The sequence below is a fragment of the uncultured Roseibium sp. genome, assembly GCF_947494555.1.
Lineage (GTDB): Bacteria > Pseudomonadota > Alphaproteobacteria > Rhizobiales > Stappiaceae > Roseibium.
Genome location: NZ_CANLVF010000004.1, coordinates 653,185 through 674,868, shown reverse-complemented (window position 1 = coordinate 674,868; position 21,684 = coordinate 653,185). Strand labels below are relative to the sequence as shown.

The following is a 21,684-nucleotide window of genomic DNA, read 5'->3' as shown; positions in this document are numbered from 1 at the left end:
CTGAGCTGCAGGCGGATTGGAAAATGTCGAAGATCCTGTCGGCCTGGAGGACGATGCCGGCGTTTTGGAACCGGAAGCACTGCTTGAGCTCGCCGGTTTAGAGGATGACGTCGTTGCTGCCCCCGGTTTCGCCGTTGAACTGGAACTGGTGCTTGAGGTCGAAGAGCGCGGACTGGTGGAAGACGACGAGGTTCCTGTCGTTGAACGGGCACTGCTCGGAGACGATTTTGCGGTCGAGGAAGACGACGGGGCCGTGCTGCTTTTCAGCCCGGAAGAAGATGTCGATGCGGCTTCTGGTTTGGCCGGGTCCGTCTTTGCACTCTCCGGCTTCAAATCGGAAGGCTTCTTGCCCGGCGTAGCCGCGCTACCCGTTCTCGGAGTGCTGCTGGATGCCGGTCCCGCCCCGGATGTGCCCGGCTTTTCATTCACTTTTTCTGCCGTCAGATCGATCGTGACCGGCCGTTTGGCGCCTGCACTGGTCGAAGGTTTCGCGCTGCTGCCCGGCTTGTCGGTTGGGCCGGATCCGCTTCCGCCAGAAGAGGATGTTCCGCCAGAAGATTTCTTGTCCGTCGTCATCTACTCTCCTCCTGAACCTTCCGGTCACTCACTATACACACCTCAATGCGAAGCGGTAGCGCTGCGGCACAGTCTTTTGCGCGCTGCAAAACAAGGACTCCCCCGGATCTGGTTAACACTCTCCTAAAACCAGATCCAGTAGCGCATTTTCACAAGGGTCTTCAGCCACTTCCACCTTCATATAGTCGCAAAGAGGCTCTGCCGCCTGCTGCGAGATCGCGTAAATTCGCAAATTGGAGAAATTGTGATCCAGACCTCGGCGTTTGAGCAGACGCAACAATGCCGCCGCCGACCTTCTCGAATAGATGAGTATGCCATCATAAGAACCCGCTCGAAGCTTTTCCTCCACCTCGCGCGGGACGTCTGCCGCCTCTTTCATCCGGTAGACCGGAACCATCCGGCAGTCGATGCCGGCCTTCTCCAGAGCACCTTCCAGATCACCGCTCCGATCCTGTGCAGCCGGGTAGAGCATTGTACCCGCCCCAATCTGCATTTGCTTACTGACGATCAATTGCGCAAGCGACGTGACATCACCGCCTGCCGAAAAAACCTGTCCGAACCCTGCATTCCTGCAAGCCGACGCCGTTGCATCTCCGACCGTAAAGACCGGAAACGGCCTGAACTCCGGCACCTGAACGTGCTTCGCAATAACGTCGACTGCGCGCCGGCTCGTGATCGCGAGCGCTGACACATTCCTCAGGTCAAATTTCTCTGGCGGCTTCGGGCAAAAATCCAGCATCGGCGCCTCGTCGGCGCGATAACCTTTCGCCCGGATCCTGTCGGCCGTTCGCCTGCACTCGGGCTGCGGTCGTGTGACAAGTAAACGCATCCGTTCAGATTTCTGCAAGAAAGGACGGTCCCATACGCTCTTTCAGCGTGTTGCCGACAGAAACGCCGATCTCGACCGCATCTTTGACCGCGCCGGTTTCCTCCGCCTCATGCGCTTCGCTGCCGTCCGGCTTCAAAACGATGCCCTTGAAATGAAGCCGCTCACCTTCCAGTGTCGCCAACCCGCCGATCGGGGTTCTGCAGGACCCGTCGAGTACGGCGAGAAATGCGCGCTCCGCATCGAGACGGATTTGCGTATCCGGGTCATGGATAGCAGCCAGCATGGAAAGGGTCGCGGCATCGTTCTCGCGGCTTTCGATGCAAATTGCGCCCTGCCCGACGGCGGGAAGAAAGTCGCCGGTATCGAGGTGGCTCGTAATCTCCCGTTCAAGACCCAGACGATTGAGACCGGCAGCTGCCAGCAGCGTTGCGTCGACTTCTCCTTCGGCCAGCTTGCGGAGCCGCGTCTGCAGGTTGCCGCGATACATGACGACTTCAATGTCCGGCCTGATCCGTTTGATCATGGCCTGGCGGCGCAGGGAACTGGATCCAATGACGGCGCCTTCGGGCAGGTCGCTGAGTGATGCGGCCTTCGGAGACAAGAAAGCGTCGCGGACATCTTCGCGCGGCAGAAACGCTGTCAGGGCAAGCCCGCGAGGCAAGTGGGTCGGCATATCCTTCGAGGAATGGACGGCAATATCGATCCGCCCGTCGAGCAGCGCCTCTTCAATTTCCTTTGTGAACAATCCTTTTCCACCGACCTCCGACAGCGGCCGGTCCTGAATGCGGTCGCCCGATGTCTTGATGACGACAATTTCAAACGCCTCGTCGGAATGGCCGTGCGCCGCCATCAAACGATCGCGGGTTTCGTGGGCTTGCGCCAATGCAAGCGCACTGCCTCTGGTTCCGATGCGCAAAGGATTTGGTTGCAAGGTTTACCGTCCGGATGTTACGCCCGGCAAAAATTCGCCGGAGCCTTGTTTGAATTCGCTCCCATGTCCTATCACAGGCCGCGCTCGCAAAACCAATGACTTCAGTCAATTCAAAAGACAATGCGACCAATCTGACCGTGCTTGGCATTGAAACCAGCTGCGATGAGACGGCAGCAGCGGTGGTGTGCGGGCCGGGCGAGCGGAAAATTCTGTCCAACACCATACGCGCACAGATTGACGAGCACTCGGAATTTGGCGGCGTCGTCCCGGAAATCGCCGCGCGGGCGCACATAGAAATCCTGGACCGGGTCGTCGCCGAGGCGATGAAAGAGGCCAATTGCGGCTGGGATGACATCGACGCCGTGGCGGCAACCGCCGGACCTGGACTGATCGGCGGCGTCATTGTCGGTTTCATGACCGCAAAGGCAATCGCCACGGCGGCTGGCAAGCCCTTGATCGGCGTCAACCATCTGGAAGGACACGCCCTTACGGCGCGTTTGACCGATGATCTGAACTTTCCGTTTCTTTTGCTGCTTGTATCGGGAGGCCACAGCCAGTTTCTGCTGGTGCGCGGCGTCGGCGACTATGAACGTCTCGGCACGACCATCGACGATGCCATTGGCGAAGCATTCGACAAAACCGCGAAGCTGTTGGGCCTGCCCTATCCCGGAGGACCGCATGTGGAAAAAATGGCGCACAAAGGCGATGCCTTGCGCTTCAAGCTGCCACGGCCGCTCCTAGACCGTCCGGGCCTCGACATGTCATTTGCCGGTTTGAAAACGGCACTTCGAACACAGGCAAAAAAACTCGAGCCGGTGGATGAACAGACTGTCGCGGATCTGTGCGCTGGTTTTCAGCGCGCAGTTTCCGATGTGTTGTCTTACCGCACAAAATCCGCGCTTCAGCTATTCCGGGACAGTCATCCGCAGGCGGAGCCCGTCATCGTCGTTGCAGGTGGCGTCGCCGCGAACCAGGAAATCCGCGCCGCTCTGACCGGCGCGGCGGAGGAGGCAGGCGCGCGCTTCGTTGCCCCGCCGATGCAGCTTTGCACCGACAACGCGGCCATGATTGCCTGGGCCGGCATCGAACGCTTGCAGCTCGGACCGGTAGACGACATGAACCTGTCCCCACGCCCGCGCTGGCCGCTCGATCAGGAGCGGGCGGGGATCCTCGGTGCCGGCAAGAAGGGTGCGAAAGCCTGAAAGAGGCCTATCGTTTCGGCTCGATCGAAGTGCACCTTTCAAGTTCAGCGGTGATTTCGTGCCCCAATCGCAAACTTGCCCTTTTGCGCATGCAGGGAGCCTGCTAGGAAGCAGAGCCCTTCAGCAAAGGATCCTGGCCGCATGCATGTCTATCACAAGGCTTATGTCTACCTGACCTGTGGCAGGGATCTCCTGGTGTTTTCCGAACCCGACTTTCCGCATGTCGGATTGCAGGTACCCGGCGGCACGCTTGACCCCGGTGAAAGCTATCTGCAGGCAGCCCGGCGTGAATTTTCCGAAGAAACAGGACTTTCATTGGATATCGCGCTCGAATCGTTCGCGGACGAGGACAGGATCTTCGAAGGTATTCCCGATTGTCTCGATGGATTGCATCGTCGGCGGCATTTTCATGGGAAGATCCGGGAAAAGCCGTCCGCAGAATGGGAACATTTCGAAAATTCACCCAGCGCAGGTGGCCCGCCTATCCGGTTCCGTCTGTTTTGGATCGATTTGTTCGCTGTCGATGCTCCCGCCGAGACCCGATTTTTTCACGGGTTTGGAGAGCAGCTTGAAATACTACGGACGCGCATGGAAGGGCAGATCAATGGGCGCCATTAAGACAGTTGGTGTTGTCGGCGGCGGTGCCTGGGGAACGGCGCTGGCGCTGACGGCCGCCCGTGCAGGACGAAATGTCAGGCTGTGGGCGCGGGATGCGGATACAGTCTCGAATATCCGTGCGAGACGGCAGAACCAGCAGTACCTGCCCGGTATAACTTTCGACGAGGAACTGAACGCAACAACATCCCTTGAGGATGTCGCGGGAGCGGACGCGATCCTTCTGGTAACACCCGCCCAGACCACACGCGCCGTGCTGGCCGCGTTGAAGAAGACCGGAGCCGTCCGTGGCCCGGTTGTGCTGTGCGCAAAGGGTATTGAACAGACTTCGGGCAAGCTCCTGTCGCGGGTCTTGAGTGAAGAACTCCCGGGCGTCGAACCCAGCGTTCTTTCCGGCCCGAGTTTTGCCGACGACGTCGCCCGTGGGCTTCCGACCGCTGTCACCGTTGCGGCGAACTCGGCAAAAACGGCACTCAGCCTGTGTGAGGCGCTCCAGTCCGCGTGTTTTCGGCCTTACGCATCGATTGACCTTCTCGGCGCGCAGATCGGCGGATCGCTGAAGAATGTGCTTGCAATTGCCTGCGGTGCCGTTGTCGGCAGAAAACTCGGCGCCAGCGCCCAGGCGGCCCTGACGGCGCGCGGGTTCGCGGAACTCACCCGCCTTGGAACAGCCATGGGAGCACAGGGCGAAACCCTGACCGGTCTTTCGGGCCTTGGCGACCTCGTGCTGACCTGCTCGTCTGTTCAATCCAGAAACTTCTCGTTCGGCCTGCGACTTGGAGAAGGCTTCAAGGCCTCGGAATTGATCGCTGCCGGCGGCAAGCTCGCGGAAGGCGCTTATTCTGCAAGGGTCGCCGTCAAACTGGCGCAAAAACACGAGATTGATGTCCCGATCTGCGAAACAGTCGCTCGTATGATCGACGAGGATCTGTCTATTGACGACGCTCTCAATACTTTGATGGCCCGTCCGCTGAAGTCGGAAACGGAAAGCCCTTGAAGGACCTTTTCCGCCATTGAGTTTGTGACAACTCGGCCCTAGGTTCGGGCAAACGTCTTTAACCAGGGATCTTACACATGCTCTATGCCTTGATCTGCACCGACAAACCCGGTGCATTGCAAACGCGACTCGACAATCGCGACGACCATATCGCGTTTCTGAAAGGCCTCGGCAACGGGCTCAAAGCTGCCGGACCGTTCTTGGATGACGACGGCAACATGACGGGGTCGCTGGTGGTCATCGAAGCTGCTAACCGGGACGAAGCTCTTGCCATCTCGCAGGAGGACCCCTACGCCAAGGCCGACCTGTTCGAAAGCGTTGAGATCCGTCCATGGAATTGGGTGATCAAGAATCCGGAGGTTTCCTAAGTGCAGTACTGGCTGATCAAATCCGAGCCGGACAAATGGTCCTGGGAGCAGCAAAAGGCCAAGGGTGATGCCGGAGAACAATGGGACGGCATCAGGAACTACCAGGCCCGAAACAACATGCGCGCCATGGAGATCGGCGACAAGGCTTTCTTCTATCATTCCAATATCGGCAAGGAAGTCGTCGGCATCGTTGAGGTGTGCAGTGAAATTCATCAAGACACCACGACGGAAGATCCACGTTGGGAGTGTGTGGATTTCAAAGCCGTCCGCGACGTGCCCAAGCCGGTAACCCTTGCCGGCGTCAAGGCTGAACCGCGCCTGGAAAAGATGGCGCTGGTTGCCAACACGCGCCTTTCCGTCCAGCCGGTCACCGAAGATGAATGGAAGATCGTCTGCGAGATGGGCGGACTGAAGGAGCCCGCCTGATAAGGCGGCTCGGTGAAGGCCATGCCGGTTGTCGAAGACCCTTGCGAATTCATCCTGCGGGAAACACGGGTCAAACCGGTGCCACATGCCGAGGAGATAAGACTTCACGTTGCCGACGAGGCGATGGCGCTCTGGCAGAAAACTGAAGAAGAGCTGGGAGAACTTGGCCTCCCGCCTCCGTTCTGGGCGTTCGCCTGGGCGGGCGGTCAGGGGCTTGCCCGCTACATTTTGGACACGCCTGAGCTTGTTGCCGGCAAGACGGTTCTGGATTTCGCTTGTGGATCAGGACTTGTCGGCATCGCTGCAATGAAGGCAGGTGCGCGCGCATGCCACGCCGTCGACATTGATCCGTTTGCGCTTGAGGCGGCACGCCTTAATGCCGAGCTGAACGGCGTCGAACTTCTGAGGCAGGCGGCCGATATCACGTCTGATCGCTTGCCCGACGTCGATATTGTCCTGTGTGGCGACGTTTTCTACGACAAACCCATGGCGGACAAGATTCTTGCCTTCATTGACCGGCTTTTGGCAGCAGACATCACGGTGCTTGTTGGCGATCCCGGCCGGTCGTACCTTCCGCGCGAACGGCTTGTGGAGCTAGCAGACTATTCGGTCAAGGTCGTCGGCGCGCTGGAAGACAATGAGATCAAAAGAACGCACATCTATCGTGTCCGGGAAACCTGATCCTGTTTTGGACAATTTCACGCAGTAATTTTGCAAAATGCGGAAAAAAGCAAAAGTTTCACCTGCCGGGCCTTCCCCTTTGCTGTTCTTGCGATAGGTTAGCCGCTCAAATTCAACTCGCCGTATTTCCAGGAGTCCTTCATGCCCATCGTTAACCGCCTTGCTGATCTGGCTGACGAGATCACCGTCTGGCGCCGCGATTTCCACGAAAATCCGGAAATTCTCTATGAAACGGTCAGGACGGCCGAAAAAGTCGCTGAGTTGCTGGAGAGTTTTGGAGTGGACGAAGTCACGACCGGGATCGGCAAAACCGGTGTTGTGGGTGTGATCAAGGGCCGCAACGGCGGCGCGGGCAAAACAGTCGGCCTGCGTGCCGACATGGATGCGCTTCCGATCGAAGAGGAAACCAACAAGCCCTACGCGTCCAAGGTGCCCGGGAAAATGCATGCCTGCGGTCATGACGGTCACACGGCCATGTTGCTGGGTGCGGCCAAATATCTTTCCGAAACACGTAATTTCGACGGCGCCGTCATTGTGATCTTCCAGCCGGCTGAAGAAGGCGGCGCCGGTGCAAAGGCCATGATCGACGACGGCCTGATGACCCGATGGCCGATGGATGAAGTCTACGGGATGCACAATTATCCGGGCATGCCAGTCGGTGAATTCGCGATCCGGAAGGGGCCGATCATGGCCGCAACCGACGAGTTCCGCATCACCATTACCGGCAAGGGCGGGCACGCTGCCAAGCCGCACCAGACCATCGACCCGGTTGTTGTCGGTGCAAAGATGGTGTCCGTTCTGCAGACAATTGCAAGCCGCAACGCAGATCCACTCGGTTCCGTTGTCGTCTCCGTAACAGTGTTCAACGCCGGCAATGCGTTCAACGTGATCCCGCAGGAAGCCGTTCTGCGTGGCACCGTCAGAAGCCTGAAACCGGAAATGCGGGATCTCGCCGAGCAGCGCATGGGCAACATCGTCAAGTCGATCGCCGAGGCGTTTGATGCAAGTGCCGAGCTCGAATTCCGGCGGGGATACCCGGTGACAGCAAATCACGACGAGCAGACCGATTTCGCCGCCGCGATCGCCGAAGGTATTGCAGGCGATGGCAAGGTCAACCGGCACATTGAACCGATGATGGGCGGGGAAGACTTCTCCTACATGCTTGAGGAACGGCCTGGCGCTTTCATTTTTGCCGGCAACGGCGACAGCGCCGGTCTGCATCACCCCGAATATGACTTCAATGACGAGCTGATCCCGGTCGGCTGTTCATATTGGGTGAAACTCGTGGAAACAGCCCTGCCAACGGCAGCTTGAAAAATTCTGTGATATGAAGACGCCGGTTCCGACCGGCGTTTTTCATTGGGTGTTTCGCGATGACACTTTCCCCCTTCAAACTCTCCTTCCTGGCCACATACGTGTTGGTCGGTGCGTTTGTCGGTGTGTTGGTCATCCACCCGCTGAACCTTGTTGTGGTCTGGTGGGAACTGTCCCGCTTCTCCGATACGGCCCCCGGTCTCCTGGAGTTTCTGTCCGCCCGCCTGTGGCTCGTTCTGCTGCCGCGGCACCTGGACGTCGCGATCGCCTATACGCTCGTCGGCGCGGTCGTCGGGCTGGCCTTCGGAATTTTTACGAGAAACTACCTGCGAGCCTCACAGGCCTATCAGTCTCTGCGTGACGAACAGACCAACGTGATCCCCGATCTTATGAAACGCGGGGAAACAGACACCGTCGAGTTCAAATCGACGCTCCGCTGGGACGTGAAGGAAGATCGCATCAACAGGGGCCTGGAAAAAGTCATCGCCAAGACGATAGCAGGTTTCTTCAACACAGACGGCGGCCACCTGCTGGTCGGTGTCGACGACGACGGCAAGCCGCTCGGTCTCGACAAGGATCTCTCGACACTGAAAAGCCCCGACCTCGATTCCTTCGAGCGCACCATCAACGACATTGTGTCCAAAAATCTCGGCGGTGATCTTTGTCCTTCCATTCACACGGTCTTCGCGAAGGTCGACGAAAAGGATGTCGCGATGATCATCATCCGGCCGGCGCCCCGCGCCGTCTATATGGAAGAAGGCAGGTCATCCGTCTTTTACGTTAGAAGCGGAAACTCAACCCGACAGCTCGATGTCCGCGAGGCATTGAACTACGCCAGATCCCGCTGGACCTGACCTTGATGGATTTTCTGACAACGATCATTCCCGAACAGCTCGGCTTCCTTGCCACCTGTGTTCTCGTCATCGCCAGTTTCTTCACATCCGCCCTCACTGCCGCCGTCGGACTGGGCGGCGGAATTGCCTTGATAGCGGTCATGGCCACACTGATGCCGACAAGCGCCCTCGTCCCTGTTCACGGCGTCGTCCAAATCGGGTCGAACGGCGGGCGGGCGCTGGTTCAGCTGAAACATGTCGACTGGCTCATCGTCGCATGGTTCACCGCAGGCGCGATTTTCGGCGCCGGGCTCGGCGGTGCGATCGCGGTGGAACTGCCAGCCGCTGCGCTCAGAGCCGGGATCGGCGTGTTCGTCTTGTGGGTCGTCTGGGGCAGGGCGCCAAAGTTCGGCAAAGTTCAGAAACGCGCGATGGCAGCCGCCGGTTTTGCGTCCACATTTCTTTCCATGTTCTTTGGCGCTGCGGGTCCGATTGGCGGTGCTGTTCTGTCGACCCTTGGTCTCACCCGTCACGGTTTCGTCGCCAACCAGGCGGTCACGGCCCTCGTCATGCATGTCTTCAAGATCATCGCATTCGGCGCTCTCGGCTTCGCGTTCGCACCTTGGGCCGGACTGATCCTGTTGATGATCTTCAGCGGATTTCTCGGAACGCTTGCCGGGTCGAAGCTGCTTGGAAAAATGAATGAGGCGACATTCAAAACCGGGTTCAAATGGGTGATGACGGCTTTGGCGCTCAACCTTCTGTGGCAGGCCGGGCGAAGCCTGATGTGACAGATACCGTCAATCCGGCCCATGCTTGACCGATCCGGCAGCGTTTCTTGAGTAAATCGCAACTGGCTTTGCCTTGAAAGACAGGGCAAGGCGCGGTAACTCAGCGCGAACAGTTTTCAATAATGCAGGATGGAACGCCCATGGCTTCTCACAGTCTTCTGCTTCTGCCGGGCGACGGCATTGGCGCTGAAATCATGAAGGAAGTGGAAAAGGTAATCGACTGGTTCAACGAGAACAGCGATATGTCCTTTGAAACCACTGAAGGTCATGTCGGCGGCGCGGCCTATGACAAGCATGGACAGGCCATTTCCGACGAGGACATGGCCAAGGCACTGGACGTCGACGCCGTGATTTTCGGCGCCGTCGGAGGGCCCAAGTGGGACAAGGTTCCCTATGATGTCCGCCCGGAGGCCGGACTTCTGCGCCTGCGCAAGGAAATGCAGCTCTTTGCAAACCTGCGCCCGGCAATTTGCTATCCGGCTCTTGCGGACGCGTCTTCTCTCAAGCCTGAGGTGGTCGAAGGCCTCGATATCCTGATCGTCCGCGAGCTGACCGGCGGTGTCTATTTCGGTGAACCGAAGGAAATCACCGATCTTGGCAACGGCCAGAAGCGCGGCATCGACACCCAGGTCTACGACACCTACGAAATCGAGCGCATTTCCAAGGTGGCATTCGAACTGGCCCGCACGCGCAACAACAAGGTCACGTCCATGGAAAAACGGAACGTGATGAAGTCCGGCGTGCTGTGGAACGAGGTCGTCACTGATACTCATCAGGCAGGGTATGACGACGTTGAACTGGAACACATGCTCGCCGACGCCGGTGGCATGCAGCTCGTGCGCTGGCCGAAGCAGTTCGACGTGATCGTTACCGACAACCTCTTTGGGGACATGCTGTCCGACGTCGCTGCCATGCTCACCGGTTCCCTCGGCATGCTTCCGTCCGCTTCCCTGGGCGCACCGGATCCGGTTACCGGAAAGCGGAAAGCACTTTATGAGCCGGTTCACGGTTCCGCTCCGGATATCGCGGGAACGGGCGCTGCCAACCCGATCGCAATGATCGCAAGTTTCGCCATGGCACTGCGGTACTCCTTCGAGGAGATCGAGGCAGCCGACAAGGTTGAAAAGGCAATCGAGGCGGCGCTGGAAAAAGGCCTCCGGACCAAGGACATCGCCAAGGACGGCGACAAGATTGTCACCACCGCCGAAATGGGCGACGTCATTCTCGCTGAATTGAATGCACTGAGCGCCTGATCCCGGCATTGATTGCAAATCGGACCGCCCGCGGGTATTCCCGGGGGCGGTTGAACTGCTGGAAACGCTTTTCTTCGCCATCCCGGCCAAGTGGAACGCGAGCCGGGATCGGGGCGCCCGTCACCTTCGACTCACCGCTCCAGGATCTCCGCTATGCTGCGTCCGGGAAGACGATGGTAAGTTTGTTGCCGGCCGTACCATCGCCGGCACTCATTCACACCGAGCCAAGGCCGCTCACATGATCGATGACAAAATCACTCCCTTTCTCGGCACCTGGATCCTTGACGCGGACGAGAGCGAGTTCGAACAGGGAGACCCACCGCAAAGCGCGACACTTCGGATCGAAGACAATTTCGGCATGGTGAGTTTCTCCATGAGCCAGATCTCGGCCGAGGGTGAAGACAGCAGCGATACGTTCGAAGCTGTCCCGGACGGCCCGGAAGTCAAGCTCGGCAAAAGCGGCCTCGTCGACGCCATGCGGCTGGTGTTCAAGGGTGACAGGAACCTGGTGTCCGAGGCCCGGCGTGGTGGCCTGACGATCATGAAAGCGGAGCGGGAACTTTCCGAGGATGGCCGGACGTTGACGGTCACCCAGACCGTTCACCTGGTCGACGTCGCCAGCTTCACCAACACATCCGTTTATCGCAAGGCACAGTGAGCAACATGAAACAGATGATCGGTGCCGTCGCGCTCCTCGTACCGGACTATGACGCGGCGATAGCCTTCTATGTCGGGCAACTTGGCTTCGACCTTGTTGAAGACACACACCTTAGCGAGACCAAACGCTGGGTGCGCGTTGCACCCAGAGGCAGCACTGAGGCGCGCCTGTTGTTGGCAAGGGCCGACAATGACGAACAGTCCGCCGCCATCGGCAACCAGGCCGGTGGACGCGTGCTCCTCTTTCTCAATACCGATGATTTTGACCGCGACCATGCCGCCATGGTCTCAGAAGGTGTTTCTTTTCTCGAATCCCCACGCGTAGAAGAGTACGGCAAAGTGGCCGTTTTCAAGGACCCGTTCGGCAATAAATGGGATCTGATCGAACACTACTGACCGGCGGCAAAACACACCGGAGCAAACCCGTTTTAGCTGCGCTTCATCACGAGCAGCGACAGCCCAACCGTAACGATGAAAATTCCGATCCATTCCCTGACATCAGGGGTCTCCCCAAGGACCGGGATCGCAAGAACGGCGGCCGACGCCGGAACGGCAGCTGAGAAACCGGCAGTTGCCGTTGGACCAAGATGCGTTGCGGCCAGGGCAAAGAGAATAACGGCCACAAAACCGGGTCCCAGACCCTGATAGGCCGCCTGAAACGCAATCGTTGCCATACTGGTATCCTCCAGGCCGGAGGGAAGCATGAACAGCCAGACCGGCAGGAACAGGATGGCGTTCGGAACGTTAACGAGTACAAGCGCCTGACGCGGTGTCACCTGCCATTGCCGTACCCCGAAAATATAGATCGAAAGCACCGCGGACGCGCTCAGGAACAAACCTATCCCGACGGCCACATTCTTGCCGCCGGTGAGGAAACCCGCACTTCCGAGAAGCAATGCTCCCGCGACAATCACGACGATCCCGACGATTTGCCTCTTGTCCGGCAGGGTTGCCGCAAAAACCGCGACCAGAATTACGGTGAATATCGGCAATGCGCCGTTTGAAAAAACGCCGGCATAGGCCGCCGACGCTTCGTTCAGCCCCCAGTACATCAGCATTGAATAGAAAGCGCCGGGCCCGCACAGACACATGAGACAAACGGCATGAAAGGGCAGATGCCGTGGCCACCATTTCAGGAGAAAGGGCAGCGTGATGGATCCGGCGACCAGAAACCTGAGCCCTGTCATGTCGGCCGGTGTCAGGCTGGTCGTCACGCCCGCTCGCGAAAAGACGATGAATCCGGACCAGATGAAAAGAACACCTATGGCGCTCGCAATTCCGAGGTTGCGGTTCGGAACGAACGCGGACTGACTTTTCAAATCACTGTCCACCTTATGAACATGCACTGCAATTGTGAGAATTTTTCCGCGAGAAACGGTGAACACCGAGCCTGACGGCGCAGGAAAAAGAGACCTGACACTTCAATAAAGCCATTCGGCCCGAATGCAACCGATTGCTGCCTTGAGCCATCTTAAGCGCTTAAAATCGGCCGTGAATGTGCGAATCCAGCATCTCTTCATGAAATCCCCACACTCTCTCCAGGAGAGGTCCAAGCGCTGTACCCGCCACTCGGCTATTTGATTTGCATGGCACCCAGTCCAGTCAAGTGAAGGATAGAAACATGCAGCATCAACCTGGATCCCGACTGACATTCGACCGGCCCGGCAGGGGCCGCGTCTATAACAGTTTGCTCGAAACGATCGGGAACACGCCACTCGTGCGCATTGGCCGCATGGCAAGCGAAACGGGCTGCAAGGCCGAGGTCCTCGCAAAACTGGAGTTCTTCAATCCCGTTTCGAGCGTCAAGGACAGGATAGCGGTCGCGATGCTCGAAGCCATGGAAGCCGACGGAACAATCGGCCCGGGCAGCGTGATCGTAGAACCCACTTCAGGCAATACCGGCATCGGCCTGGCATTCGCCTGTGCCGCAAAGGGATACCGCTGCATTTTGACCATGCCTGACAGCTTCTCCGTCGAGAGGCGGAAAATGATGAAGTTCTTTGGTGCAGAGCTTGTCTTGACGCCTCGTGAAAAGGGGATCAGTGCCGCCATCGAAAAGGCAAAGGAAATCATTTCCAAGACAGACAAGGCCGTGATGCCCTGGCAATTCGGACACCCGGCAAACCCGAATGTTCACCGTAAGACGACGGCGGAAGAAATTTGGTGCGACACCGACGGCGTGGTCGACACCGTTGTTCTCGGCGTCGGTACCGGCGGCACATTGACTGGTGTCGGCGAGGTGCTGAAGACGCGAAACCCCGAGGTCAGGATCGTGGCGGTCGAACCGGAAAACAGCCCGGTACTTTCCGGCGGAACGCATTCTCCGCACATGATCCAGGGCATAGGCGCCGGGTTTGTTCCGGACGTCCTGCGCACGGACCTCATCGACGAGGTCATGACGGTCAGCAACGAGGATGCCATGGAAACGGCGCGGACCTTGGCGATTCAAGAAGGAATTCCGGGAGGGATTTCTTCCGGCGCCGCGCTTTGCTGCGCTCTCCGCGTTGCGCGACGGGACCACATGAAAGGCCGAACGGTGGTGACCATTCTGCCGAGTTTTGCCGAACGTTATCTGTCGACGGCGCTGTTTGACGGTCTGGAAGATTAACAAAAAAGATCAAAGAATAAGCAATGAAGTCCTGATTGCCGGTTTGACATTACGTCAGATAAAGCGAAAATCTTGCGCCAGAAACCCGGCATCAGGATTGCCGAAGTATAGGATTCGGACTAAGCAGCACTTCAGCGAATACTATAGGAAATAATATACCTCATTTCATTCAGCCAATTCATCGAGAGCACGGAAATGGAACGAAAACTTTTAACAATCGTTGCGATGGACGTGGTTGGCTACAGCCGGATGATGGAGCGCGACGAAGAGCGCACGCTCAGATAGCTTAACGACACCCGATCCAGCACGATCGAACCCGCGATTGAGCGCTACTCGGGCCGCATCGTCAAACTGATGGGCGATGGCGCGCTGGCGGAGTTTACCAGCGTTGTCGGCGCGCTCCAGGCAGCAATTGAAATCCAGCGTAACCTGACCGGCACGAATGGCCACAATGGCAACGCGCCGCCATTGAGCCTTCGAATTGGCATGCACTTGGGTGACGTCATCGTGGAAGGCAACGACATCTATGGCGATGGCGTCAACGTCGCGGCACGTCTCGAGGCCATCGCGCAACCGGGATCGATTGTCCTTTCGAAACAGGTATTCGACCATGTTGGCGGCAGGGTTCCCGTGCATTTCACCCCATTGGGCGAGCAACAGGTGAAGAACATCAGCCGGCCCATTGAAGCCTATAGCGTCGATGTCAGTTCAAAGAAGCCTGCATCCGGCCGGGTCAGGTTCGGCGACTTTGAGCTCGATCCGGACCTGTTTGAATTGCGCTGCCGGGGCGAGGCGGTCGCGGTGGAACCGCAGGTATTCGATCTGGTTTCCTATCTTGCCCAGAATTGCGAGCGAACCGTCACAAAGGACGAAATTTTTTCAAAACTCTGGGGAGAACGGTTCGTTTCAGATTCAGCGCTGAGCAGCCAGATCAAAATGGCCCGGAAAGTTTTGGGGGACGACGGGACGTCACAGCACACCATCCGCACGATCCATGGCCGCGGGTTCCGATTCGTTGCCCCGCTGGCTCCTACGGACGATGTCCCGGTCAACAACGACACGCCGCTGCCCGAGCCGGACGCATACCAACAGGCGCGGATGCAGCCGTCGGTCGCCATATTGCCGTTTGCCAACCAAAACACGGAACCTTCCGAAGACTATCTCGCGGACGGTATCACCGAGGACATCACGACAGCACTTTCCAAGAACCGCTGGTTGACCGTGATTGCGCGCAATTCAAGCTTTTCTTTCCGCAATTCATCGGACGGCATCAGGGTCATCGGCGAAAAGCTTGGCGCCGACTACATTGTAACCGGCAGCGTCAGAAAGGCAGGCCAGAGGGTTCGTATCACCGTTCAGCTGGTGGACGCGGATACCGAGAATAACGTTTGGTCGGAACGCTTTGACCGCGACATGACGGACATCTTCGACCTGCAGGACGAGATCACCGAGCTGGTCGCCTCGCGTATCGAAGCCGAGCTCGGCATAACCGAACAGCGAAAGGCGGAAAGGCGTCCCCGCAAAAACCTGGGGGCATGGGACCTCTATCAACTCGGTGTGGCCGAATTCTACAAGTTCACAAGCGATGCCAATCAGAAATGTCAGGACCTGCTTCGCCGCGCCATTGAGCTCGACCCGGAGTTCGCGAGCGCTCACTCGAGACTGGCATACGCTATCGTTCTGAGCATGGTCTACTTTGACGCCGCTCCCGACAGTGAGCGCATGGACGAAGCCCTGGCGGCCGCCAAACGTGCGCTGGAACTGGACGATCAGGACGCAAACAGCTTCTTCACGATCGGGCGGGTCTATCTGGCGCGTTGCGAATACGAGCTGGCAATTGACGCGCTTGAACATGCTGTCGAGCTGAACCCCTATCTCGCAGTGACCTATTGCGGGCTTGGCGATTCACTCGCTTACGAAGGGCGTCTAGACGAGGCGATAGAACAGTTCGAAATCGCGATACGGCTCAGCCCGCACGATCCCTTCCGGTGGGCATTCTATTCCTACCGGTCGCTGGCACATCTCTTCCGCCGAGAATTTGAAGACGCGGTCACCTGGGCACGCAAATCTGTGCAGACACCGAACGCGCAATACTGGGCCCAGGCCCACCGTGTCGCCGCTCTTGGGTTGCTGGGAGAAGAGACACAGGCGGCGCGCGCCGTTGCTGATCTGACAAGGTCGAAACCCGAGTTCTCGGTCGATTTCGCCAGAAAACATCTGTTCTATCTCAAAAAGGAGGAACAGATCGAAACCTATGTCAAAGGCCTGCGCAAGGCAGGCTTGCGCGAGCATTCCTGATCGGCAGACTTTGAAACTCGGCAAAGAGGGTGTGCCCCGGGCAGGCGGCTCGTACCGCCCGCCCGATACCGTTTCAGACTATTCTGCCGGAACCACGGCTCTTTCGCGCAGGCCATCGCGGTAGAGCGCCTTGCCCAGCGCGATACACATCAGACCCATAACCATCGTAAACGGAAGGGCACCGATGATCATGGCGCTTTTCAGAGCTTCCATCGGGTCTGCGCCGCCATTGGTCTTGCCGGCAATCAGCAATGTCCCGATCACCAGTGTCAGGATGACGCCCCAGACGATCCGGTGCTTGATGCCTGTCTGCTGCGCTCCGCCGGACATGATCGTGTTCATCACAAGGATGCCGGAATCCGCGGACGTAACCAGGAATGTCAGGATCAGGACAACGCACATCACGGTGATGGCTGACAGGAACCCTCCGGACAGCATCTGCCCGAGCGTGACAAAAAGTTTCGCCGTGTTGGACGCCCCGATGATCGCGCCATCCGCACCGCCCGTCAGTTCCAGATCGATTGCCGTTCCACCGAGGATCGTCATCCAGGCGAAACAGACGAGCGCAGGTGCGATGACGCATCCAATGATGAATTCGCGCACCGAGCGGCCCTTGGAAATGCGTGCGAGGAACAGTCCCACGAAGGGAGAAAACGCGATCCACCAGGCCCAGTAGAATGTGGTCCAACCGGCCTGCCAGCCGAACTGCCGTCCGGGTTCACCGGCTGCATAGGCAGCGGCAAGAACGTTCTCCGGCAACGCTGCGGCGTCACCTTCGAGCCCTGACTTGAACGCGTCGAACGATCCCCAGGCATTCGTCGCGCCCGTTCTCAGGGCGTCCGCAAAGGGAGCGGCCTCCGGTGGCAGCGCTGCGGCAAACTCAGCCGGGGACTGCGGGCCGAACGCACCGAAACTCAGCGAAACATAGTGAAGAATGTAGTCGGCGAATGCGGATGCATAGGTCGTCATCGCGAACAGGAACGAACCGAAGACCACGAAGGTCAGGAGCAGGATGATCGACAGCACCAGATTGAGATTGGACAGGTATTTGACACCGCGCCCGACCCCGGAAACCGCCGAGATGATCGACAGTCCCATGATCACGACGAGACCGGTGATCAAACCGACCGTGCCCGGTGCGGGTGCATCGCCGGACGTATCCATCATCCACTGCATGCCGGTGATGGCGTAAAGACCGTCAATGAACTGCGACACGCCGAAGCCGATGGTCACCGAGACGCCGAGGATAGTGGCGACAACGCCGAGCACATCGACGACATGGCCAAGAAAGCCGTTCATCAGCCGGCCGAACAAAGGTGTCAGCGCGGTCCGGATGGTCAGGGGCATCCCACGCGTATAGGCATAGTAAGCCAGCGAAAGCCCCGTCACGACATAAATTGCCCAGGCGTGAAAGCCATAGTGCAGGAACGTGTACCGGTACCCGGACTGGACCGCGTCCTCGCTGTTGGCGACAACGTCACCGGCCAGCACGAGCGGATTCGACCCCCAGAGACCAAGCGGTTCCGCTGTGGCGAAGACCATGAGACCGACTCCGAGCCCCGCGCCGAACATCATGGAAAACCAGGAGAATGTCGAGAATTCGGGGGCTTCACCCGGCACCCCCATGACCCGGCTGCCCGTACGCGGCAAAATGGCGATCACCAGCAGAAAGAAAGAGAACAGCCCGACGATGACGATGTAAAATCCGTTGAAGTCCTCCAGCAAGCGCCAGTTCAGGCTCCCCAGAACGCCATTAGCGTTCGCGGGCCAAACCAGTGCCCAGATGACCAGCGCCACCATGATCGCCTTGCTCAAGATGGCGATCTCGACGCTGTGACCCTCGTAAAACCCACCGGCAGATTTCTTGATCTGAAGATCGGTGAAAGGTTGTTTGATTGACATGTGTGACCTCCTGTTCACATGTGCCCTGTCTTTCCGGGTGGATTGGTGCCGGCAGCTCCCCGGTTGGCTGCCCGGCCGTTCAGGTAAGAAGAGCGTCTATTCTGGCCAGCGTCGCGGCATTCACGGCAACACCATCTCCCCGTGCCGCCAATCGCCTGGAACGCCGCCCGTCACCGGGTAGATGCGCCCCCTCTTGAAACCGGATCGCTTCAACCAGCTCGGAAACAATGGCGTTGAAACCGCCCCCTGATGTGACACCCGGGTCGATTGCAATGAAGCATTGTCCCGTCCGCGGCGGACCGCCTGCGGTGCCCGAAAATGGCGAGGCGTTTATTCCGAGCGTCGCTCCGGTGAGCGCAGCGGCCATGACTTCCGTCAAAAGCGCGACCCCGACACCCTTGTATCCGCCCGACGGTGCCATCGATCCCTTGAGCCCGACTTCCGGGTCGGTGGTCGGATTTCCGTCACCGTCCAGCGCCCAGCCGATCGGGATCGGTTTGCCCTCGCGCGCATGCTTCATGACTTCGCTCTTGGCAATCGTGCTGGCGCTCTGGTCGATCAGCAGGGCGGGCTGACCGTCAGTCCCCGGAACGGCAACGGAAAACGGGTTCGTGCCGACGACAGGCTTTGCGCCACCCGAAGGTGCGATGGATGCCGGTGCGTTCGTGAACCCGAGCCCGACCAGGCCCTCCTGAGCCAGCCGGAAGGTGTGATAGCCGAGAACCCCGCAATTGTAGCTGTTTCGGATCGTCAGGACGGCAATGCCCTGCTCGCGTGCCGCGGGGACAAGCGTCTCAAATCCAAGGTCGATCGCAGCATGCGCAAAACCCGTCGCGGCATCGACGGCAACCACGCCGGGTCTTGGGCGAGCGAGGATAGGTTCCGCCTTGCCGTCGACCTTGCCGCAGCGGACATGTTCGCAATAGATCGGGATATAGGCCAGTCCGTGACTGGCAACCCCGTCCGCTTCCGTTGCCGCCGTGGCAAGCGCAAGAGCGCGGGCGCTCTTTTCCGATGTGCCTGCCGCCACAAGCGCCCGAAACGAGAGATCTTCGATTTCAGCAAGCGAGAGGGTCCGGGTTTCGGTCATGATTGCACCTTGTCAGTCATTGTCGGAGAGGCCTGCACCTGCGCCACGCAGGCGCGATTCCTCGGTGGCCGGCGCGTAGGTGCGATGCGCAAGCACTGCAAGCCGATCCCAGCTGTCCGGATCGGGGCACATCTGCGCGCCGCGCGGCCGCCAGGGCGGTGCCGTTTCGCTTGTTTGAACCGTTATCCGCTCAGCCAGCTCCGGCAGCACGTCAGGGCACTGAAGATTGCCGCCGTCGGTCATCGCAACCTGGCCGTCCATCTCGACCCTTACGCAGCACCTCAGCTCCGACGCCGCATTGGCGGCAAATGGCAGAATGAACAGCGGCACTGCCACCCGCTGCATGGTGACCGGTCCCGAACGCAGGCCCTGCGCGCAGTCGGAAAGGAATGCACCCGTCGCGAGGGGACACAGATCCCCATCGTTACGCCAGACTTCGTCGGCGGCGCAGGGTCGATGGTCCGCCGGTTGGGCGAGCCCCTTGTCCAGAAGCGCGGCCAGTGCGGCCACACCATCTTGCCCTTGTCTTGAGAGCCAGCGCGTTGCCTTGGACGCTTCCTCCGCAAGGCCCCACGAATATCCGGCACCGCGCGTTGCGCGTTTCGCCGTGGCCTCGATCTCGTTCAGCGACCGGTTCATGTGGCCGTCTCCGGATAGACCCAGAGGTCGGCATTGCCGGGTGTCAGCTCTTCGGGATAAGGCGCACCTGCATACATGCAGATCCGCACCCACCGGTCGGAGCGGGGATCGAAATGCGTTGCTCCGAAAAACGACAGCTTCGCACGCAGCATGTCGACAGGCATGACCGACGTGCTGATCGTGTTGTCGCGGATTTCGCCATAAGGTGCGACACGCCCCATCTGCGCCCGCCTGACGGTGTGCCGGTGCTCCGGATGTTGCAGGAGAAACCGGGCAACCGTATCTGCCGGGTCCCATGCCTCCAGCGCGGAAAACGCGGCAGCAGCATCGCGCGCAGGCGCAAGGGGTTGTTCATAAGCGGCAATCGGTTCCTCGAACCGTTCGCCCATGCGCGGCTCCAGCTTTTCCTCAGAAACGTACCAGGCGCGTGCGCAATTGGCGGGATCGCTCCAGTCGAGGTCCAACGCCCACCCGAAGCACTCTTGCAAGAGTGCCCTGACCGCGCTCACCGGCATCGAACCATCGATGCGGAATGCATCGGGATTGCCGTCGGCCATGCAACCCGCCAATCCGTCGACGAGTGCGCCATAGGGTTCCAGAATGAGCGAGGCGACGAGTTCCTGCCCTTCTTCGCTCAAGGATCTCTCCGACCATTCGATCAGGGTGTTCCAGGGACATTCCACAGTCGCATCCCAACTGGAGAGATGCTGCGCCAGGGTTTTGAGGTCGGCCTTCAGCCGCACCAGCTTGTCGAGCTGCACCGGGTGTTCGGATCGCCAGTGCTCCACGGACAAAATGCTTTGTTTGACGAGTTGCCCGAAGGTTTTCACGTCCTCGGGAGCCGCCCGCGCCACGGCGCGCACGCGGGATATCGCCTCCTCGCGCACCATCATCCAGTTGTTGAAGAGGATCGGGTGATTGACGATAAAGGGCGCCATGCCGAGGCCGGTGGAATTGCCAATTCCCAGCCCCCGCGCGATTGCCGGGTCCAGCGAGACCGCCTGCGTGCCGCCACGGCTTGCGGCAATGTGATTCACGAGATCGCGGACGAAGGTCCTTGTCAGATAGACGGACAGCATTTCGGCCTGAAATGGCGGCTGCATTTCCGCCCGATCAGAAATCACATCCCGGTCGGCAGCGCCGAATTTGCCTGACCCGTAGACCGCGGTCGTCCGCATCAGGTAGCCGACGGCTTCAATCTGCTGGAGGTCCGGTTGCTGTCCCGACGCCAGCCGGTCAACCACATGGGTCCAGAGCCGGGCCGACCGGTTTGCCCGCGACAGCGACAATTCGCGCTGGCTGACCCGTCCCGCCTCCTGCAACGGAACATTCTCGGCCAGACGCTCGATATCGCTCTCGTCCGGGATCCCGTCAAAGAGTGCAAAGGTTGTGTCCCAGGCATCGGCAATGACCCGGTCCGACCGTTTTTCGGCCGGTAGATCATGGGCAAAGGCGACGAGTGAATAGGCACGCTCCGGTCCCATCGCCGTATAGACCGCCCGGCCAACACCTTTGCGGTCGATGTCGAACACGGGGCGTGAAAACTGCCAGTTCTCCTGTGCCATGCGGCGCATCAGGATCCGCATGAAGCTGAGGCGGCACTGATGCAAAGACCCCAGGCGGCTGAGTCGCATCATCTTTGCCGGGTCCCGCCGGGGAATATGCGGCTGAGCC

The 21,684-nt window shown here is 59.2% G+C and carries 22 protein-coding genes; 15 read left to right on the top strand and 7 right to left on the bottom strand.

Translation table 11 applies throughout. The annotated features are described in order from the left end of the window. The first annotated feature begins 16 nt into the window (after positions 1-16). Positions 17-703 carry a hypothetical protein gene (locus Q0915_RS22145; RefSeq protein WP_299478917.1) on the top strand — a complete coding sequence of 229 codons (687 nt, stop codon included), beginning with the start codon at positions 17-19 and terminating at the stop codon, positions 701-703. On the opposite strand, the gene Q0915_RS22140 is transcribed toward Q0915_RS22145, so the two are convergent. Beyond that, complete coding sequence (locus tag Q0915_RS22140; protein WP_299478914.1) at positions 689-1,405, bottom strand: uroporphyrinogen-III synthase; 717 nt, start codon at positions 1,403-1,405, stop codon at positions 689-691. The genes Q0915_RS22145 and Q0915_RS22140 overlap by 15 nt on opposite strands. Positions 1,406-1,409: 4 nt before the next feature. After that, complete coding sequence (gene hemC / locus Q0915_RS22135; RefSeq protein WP_299478911.1) at positions 1,410-2,336, bottom strand: hydroxymethylbilane synthase; 927 nt, start codon at positions 2,334-2,336, stop codon at positions 1,410-1,412. A gap of 131 nt (positions 2,337-2,467) precedes the next feature. Here hemC and tsaD point away from each other — a divergent pair, with 131 nt between their 5' ends. The 12 genes from tsaD (at position 2,468) to Q0915_RS22075 (ending at position 11,869) form a co-directional block, all read left to right on the top strand. Continuing rightward, entirely contained in the window at positions 2,468-3,538 is a 1,071-nt protein-coding gene (gene tsaD, locus Q0915_RS22130; RefSeq protein WP_299479171.1) for a tRNA (adenosine(37)-N6)-threonylcarbamoyltransferase complex transferase subunit TsaD, read from the top strand. A 141-nt stretch (positions 3,539-3,679) separates the two neighbouring features. Further along, positions 3,680-4,156, top strand: coding sequence for an NUDIX domain-containing protein (locus Q0915_RS22125; RefSeq protein ID WP_299478909.1), 477 nt, complete (start codon positions 3,680-3,682; stop codon positions 4,154-4,156). Next, the gene (locus tag Q0915_RS22120) at positions 4,143-5,150 is read left to right on the top strand and encodes an NAD(P)H-dependent glycerol-3-phosphate dehydrogenase (protein ID WP_299478906.1); all 1,008 of its coding nucleotides are present in this window, start codon (positions 4,143-4,145) and stop codon (positions 5,148-5,150) included. Before Q0915_RS22125 ends, Q0915_RS22120 begins: the two co-directional genes overlap by 14 nt. A 77-nt stretch (positions 5,151-5,227) precedes the next feature. Further along, on the top strand, positions 5,228-5,518 hold the full coding sequence (locus tag Q0915_RS22115) for a YciI-like protein (RefSeq protein WP_299478902.1): 291 nt from the start codon (positions 5,228-5,230) through the stop codon (positions 5,516-5,518). Beyond that, the gene (locus tag Q0915_RS22110) at positions 5,519-5,944 is read left to right on the top strand and encodes an EVE domain-containing protein (protein ID WP_299478899.1); all 426 of its coding nucleotides are present in this window, start codon (positions 5,519-5,521) and stop codon (positions 5,942-5,944) included. A gap of 21 nt (positions 5,945-5,965) precedes the next feature. Continuing rightward, complete coding sequence (locus Q0915_RS22105; protein ID WP_299478896.1) at positions 5,966-6,625, top strand: methyltransferase; 660 nt, start codon at positions 5,966-5,968, stop codon at positions 6,623-6,625. Between the two features lie 141 nt (positions 6,626-6,766). Continuing rightward, positions 6,767-7,939, top strand: a complete 1,173-nt coding sequence (locus tag Q0915_RS22100; RefSeq protein ID WP_299478893.1) for a M20 aminoacylase family protein — start codon at positions 6,767-6,769, stop codon at positions 7,937-7,939. Between the two features lie 59 nt (positions 7,940-7,998). Next, entirely contained in the window at positions 7,999-8,793 is a 795-nt protein-coding gene (locus Q0915_RS22095) for an ATP-binding protein (RefSeq protein ID WP_299478891.1), read from the top strand. Positions 8,794-8,798: 5 nt separating this feature from the next. After that, a complete protein-coding gene (locus Q0915_RS22090; RefSeq protein WP_299478888.1) occupies positions 8,799-9,563 on the top strand; it encodes a sulfite exporter TauE/SafE family protein in 765 nt (254 codons plus the stop codon). Between the two features lie 140 nt (positions 9,564-9,703). After that, positions 9,704-10,816, top strand: a complete 1,113-nt coding sequence (gene leuB / locus Q0915_RS22085) for a 3-isopropylmalate dehydrogenase (RefSeq protein ID WP_299478886.1) — start codon at positions 9,704-9,706, stop codon at positions 10,814-10,816. A 238-nt stretch (positions 10,817-11,054) separates the two neighbouring features. Continuing rightward, entirely contained in the window at positions 11,055-11,474 is a 420-nt protein-coding gene (locus tag Q0915_RS22080) for a hypothetical protein (protein WP_299478883.1), read from the top strand. 5 nt (positions 11,475-11,479) lie between these two features. Next, on the top strand, positions 11,480-11,869 hold the full coding sequence (locus Q0915_RS22075) for a VOC family protein (protein ID WP_299478880.1): 390 nt from the start codon (positions 11,480-11,482) through the stop codon (positions 11,867-11,869). 32 nt (positions 11,870-11,901) lie between these two features. Here the strand turns inward: Q0915_RS22075 and Q0915_RS22070 are convergent, their stop codons facing one another. Beyond that, positions 11,902-12,792 carry a DMT family transporter gene (locus Q0915_RS22070; protein ID WP_299478877.1) on the bottom strand — a complete coding sequence of 297 codons (891 nt, stop codon included), beginning with the start codon at positions 12,790-12,792 and terminating at the stop codon, positions 11,902-11,904. Positions 12,793-13,094: 302 nt separating this feature from the next. On the opposite strand from Q0915_RS22070, the gene cysK reads away from it, so the two are divergent. Both cysK and Q0915_RS22060 read left to right on the top strand, forming a co-directional pair. After that, the gene (cysK, locus tag Q0915_RS22065) at positions 13,095-14,081 is read left to right on the top strand and encodes a cysteine synthase A (RefSeq protein WP_299478874.1); all 987 of its coding nucleotides are present in this window, start codon (positions 13,095-13,097) and stop codon (positions 14,079-14,081) included. 354 nt (positions 14,082-14,435) lie between these two features. Continuing rightward, the gene (locus tag Q0915_RS22060; protein ID WP_366525316.1) at positions 14,436-16,379 is read left to right on the top strand and encodes a winged helix-turn-helix domain-containing protein; all 1,944 of its coding nucleotides are present in this window, start codon (positions 14,436-14,438) and stop codon (positions 16,377-16,379) included. Positions 16,380-16,457: 78 nt separating this feature from the next. Here Q0915_RS22060 and Q0915_RS22055 read toward each other — a convergent pair whose 3' ends face one another. The 4 genes from Q0915_RS22055 to Q0915_RS22040 all read right to left on the bottom strand — a co-directional run bounded on the left by Q0915_RS22055 (position 16,458) and on the right by Q0915_RS22040 (position 21,647). After that, a complete protein-coding gene (locus Q0915_RS22055) occupies positions 16,458-18,281 on the bottom strand; it encodes a BCCT family transporter (protein WP_299478871.1) in 1,824 nt (607 codons plus the stop codon). A 79-nt stretch (positions 18,282-18,360) separates the two neighbouring features. Continuing rightward, a complete protein-coding gene (locus tag Q0915_RS22050; protein ID WP_299478868.1) occupies positions 18,361-19,371 on the bottom strand; it encodes an Ldh family oxidoreductase in 1,011 nt (336 codons plus the stop codon). Positions 19,372-19,383: 12 nt separating this feature from the next. After that, a complete protein-coding gene (locus Q0915_RS22045; protein WP_299478865.1) occupies positions 19,384-20,010 on the bottom strand; it encodes a DUF3726 domain-containing protein in 627 nt (208 codons plus the stop codon). After that, positions 20,007-21,647: a hypothetical protein gene (locus Q0915_RS22040; protein ID WP_299478862.1), complete on the bottom strand. Its 1,641-nt coding sequence runs from the start codon at positions 21,645-21,647 to the stop codon at positions 20,007-20,009. Before Q0915_RS22040 ends, Q0915_RS22045 begins: the two co-directional genes overlap by 4 nt. Positions 21,648-21,684: the final 37 nt, after the last annotated feature.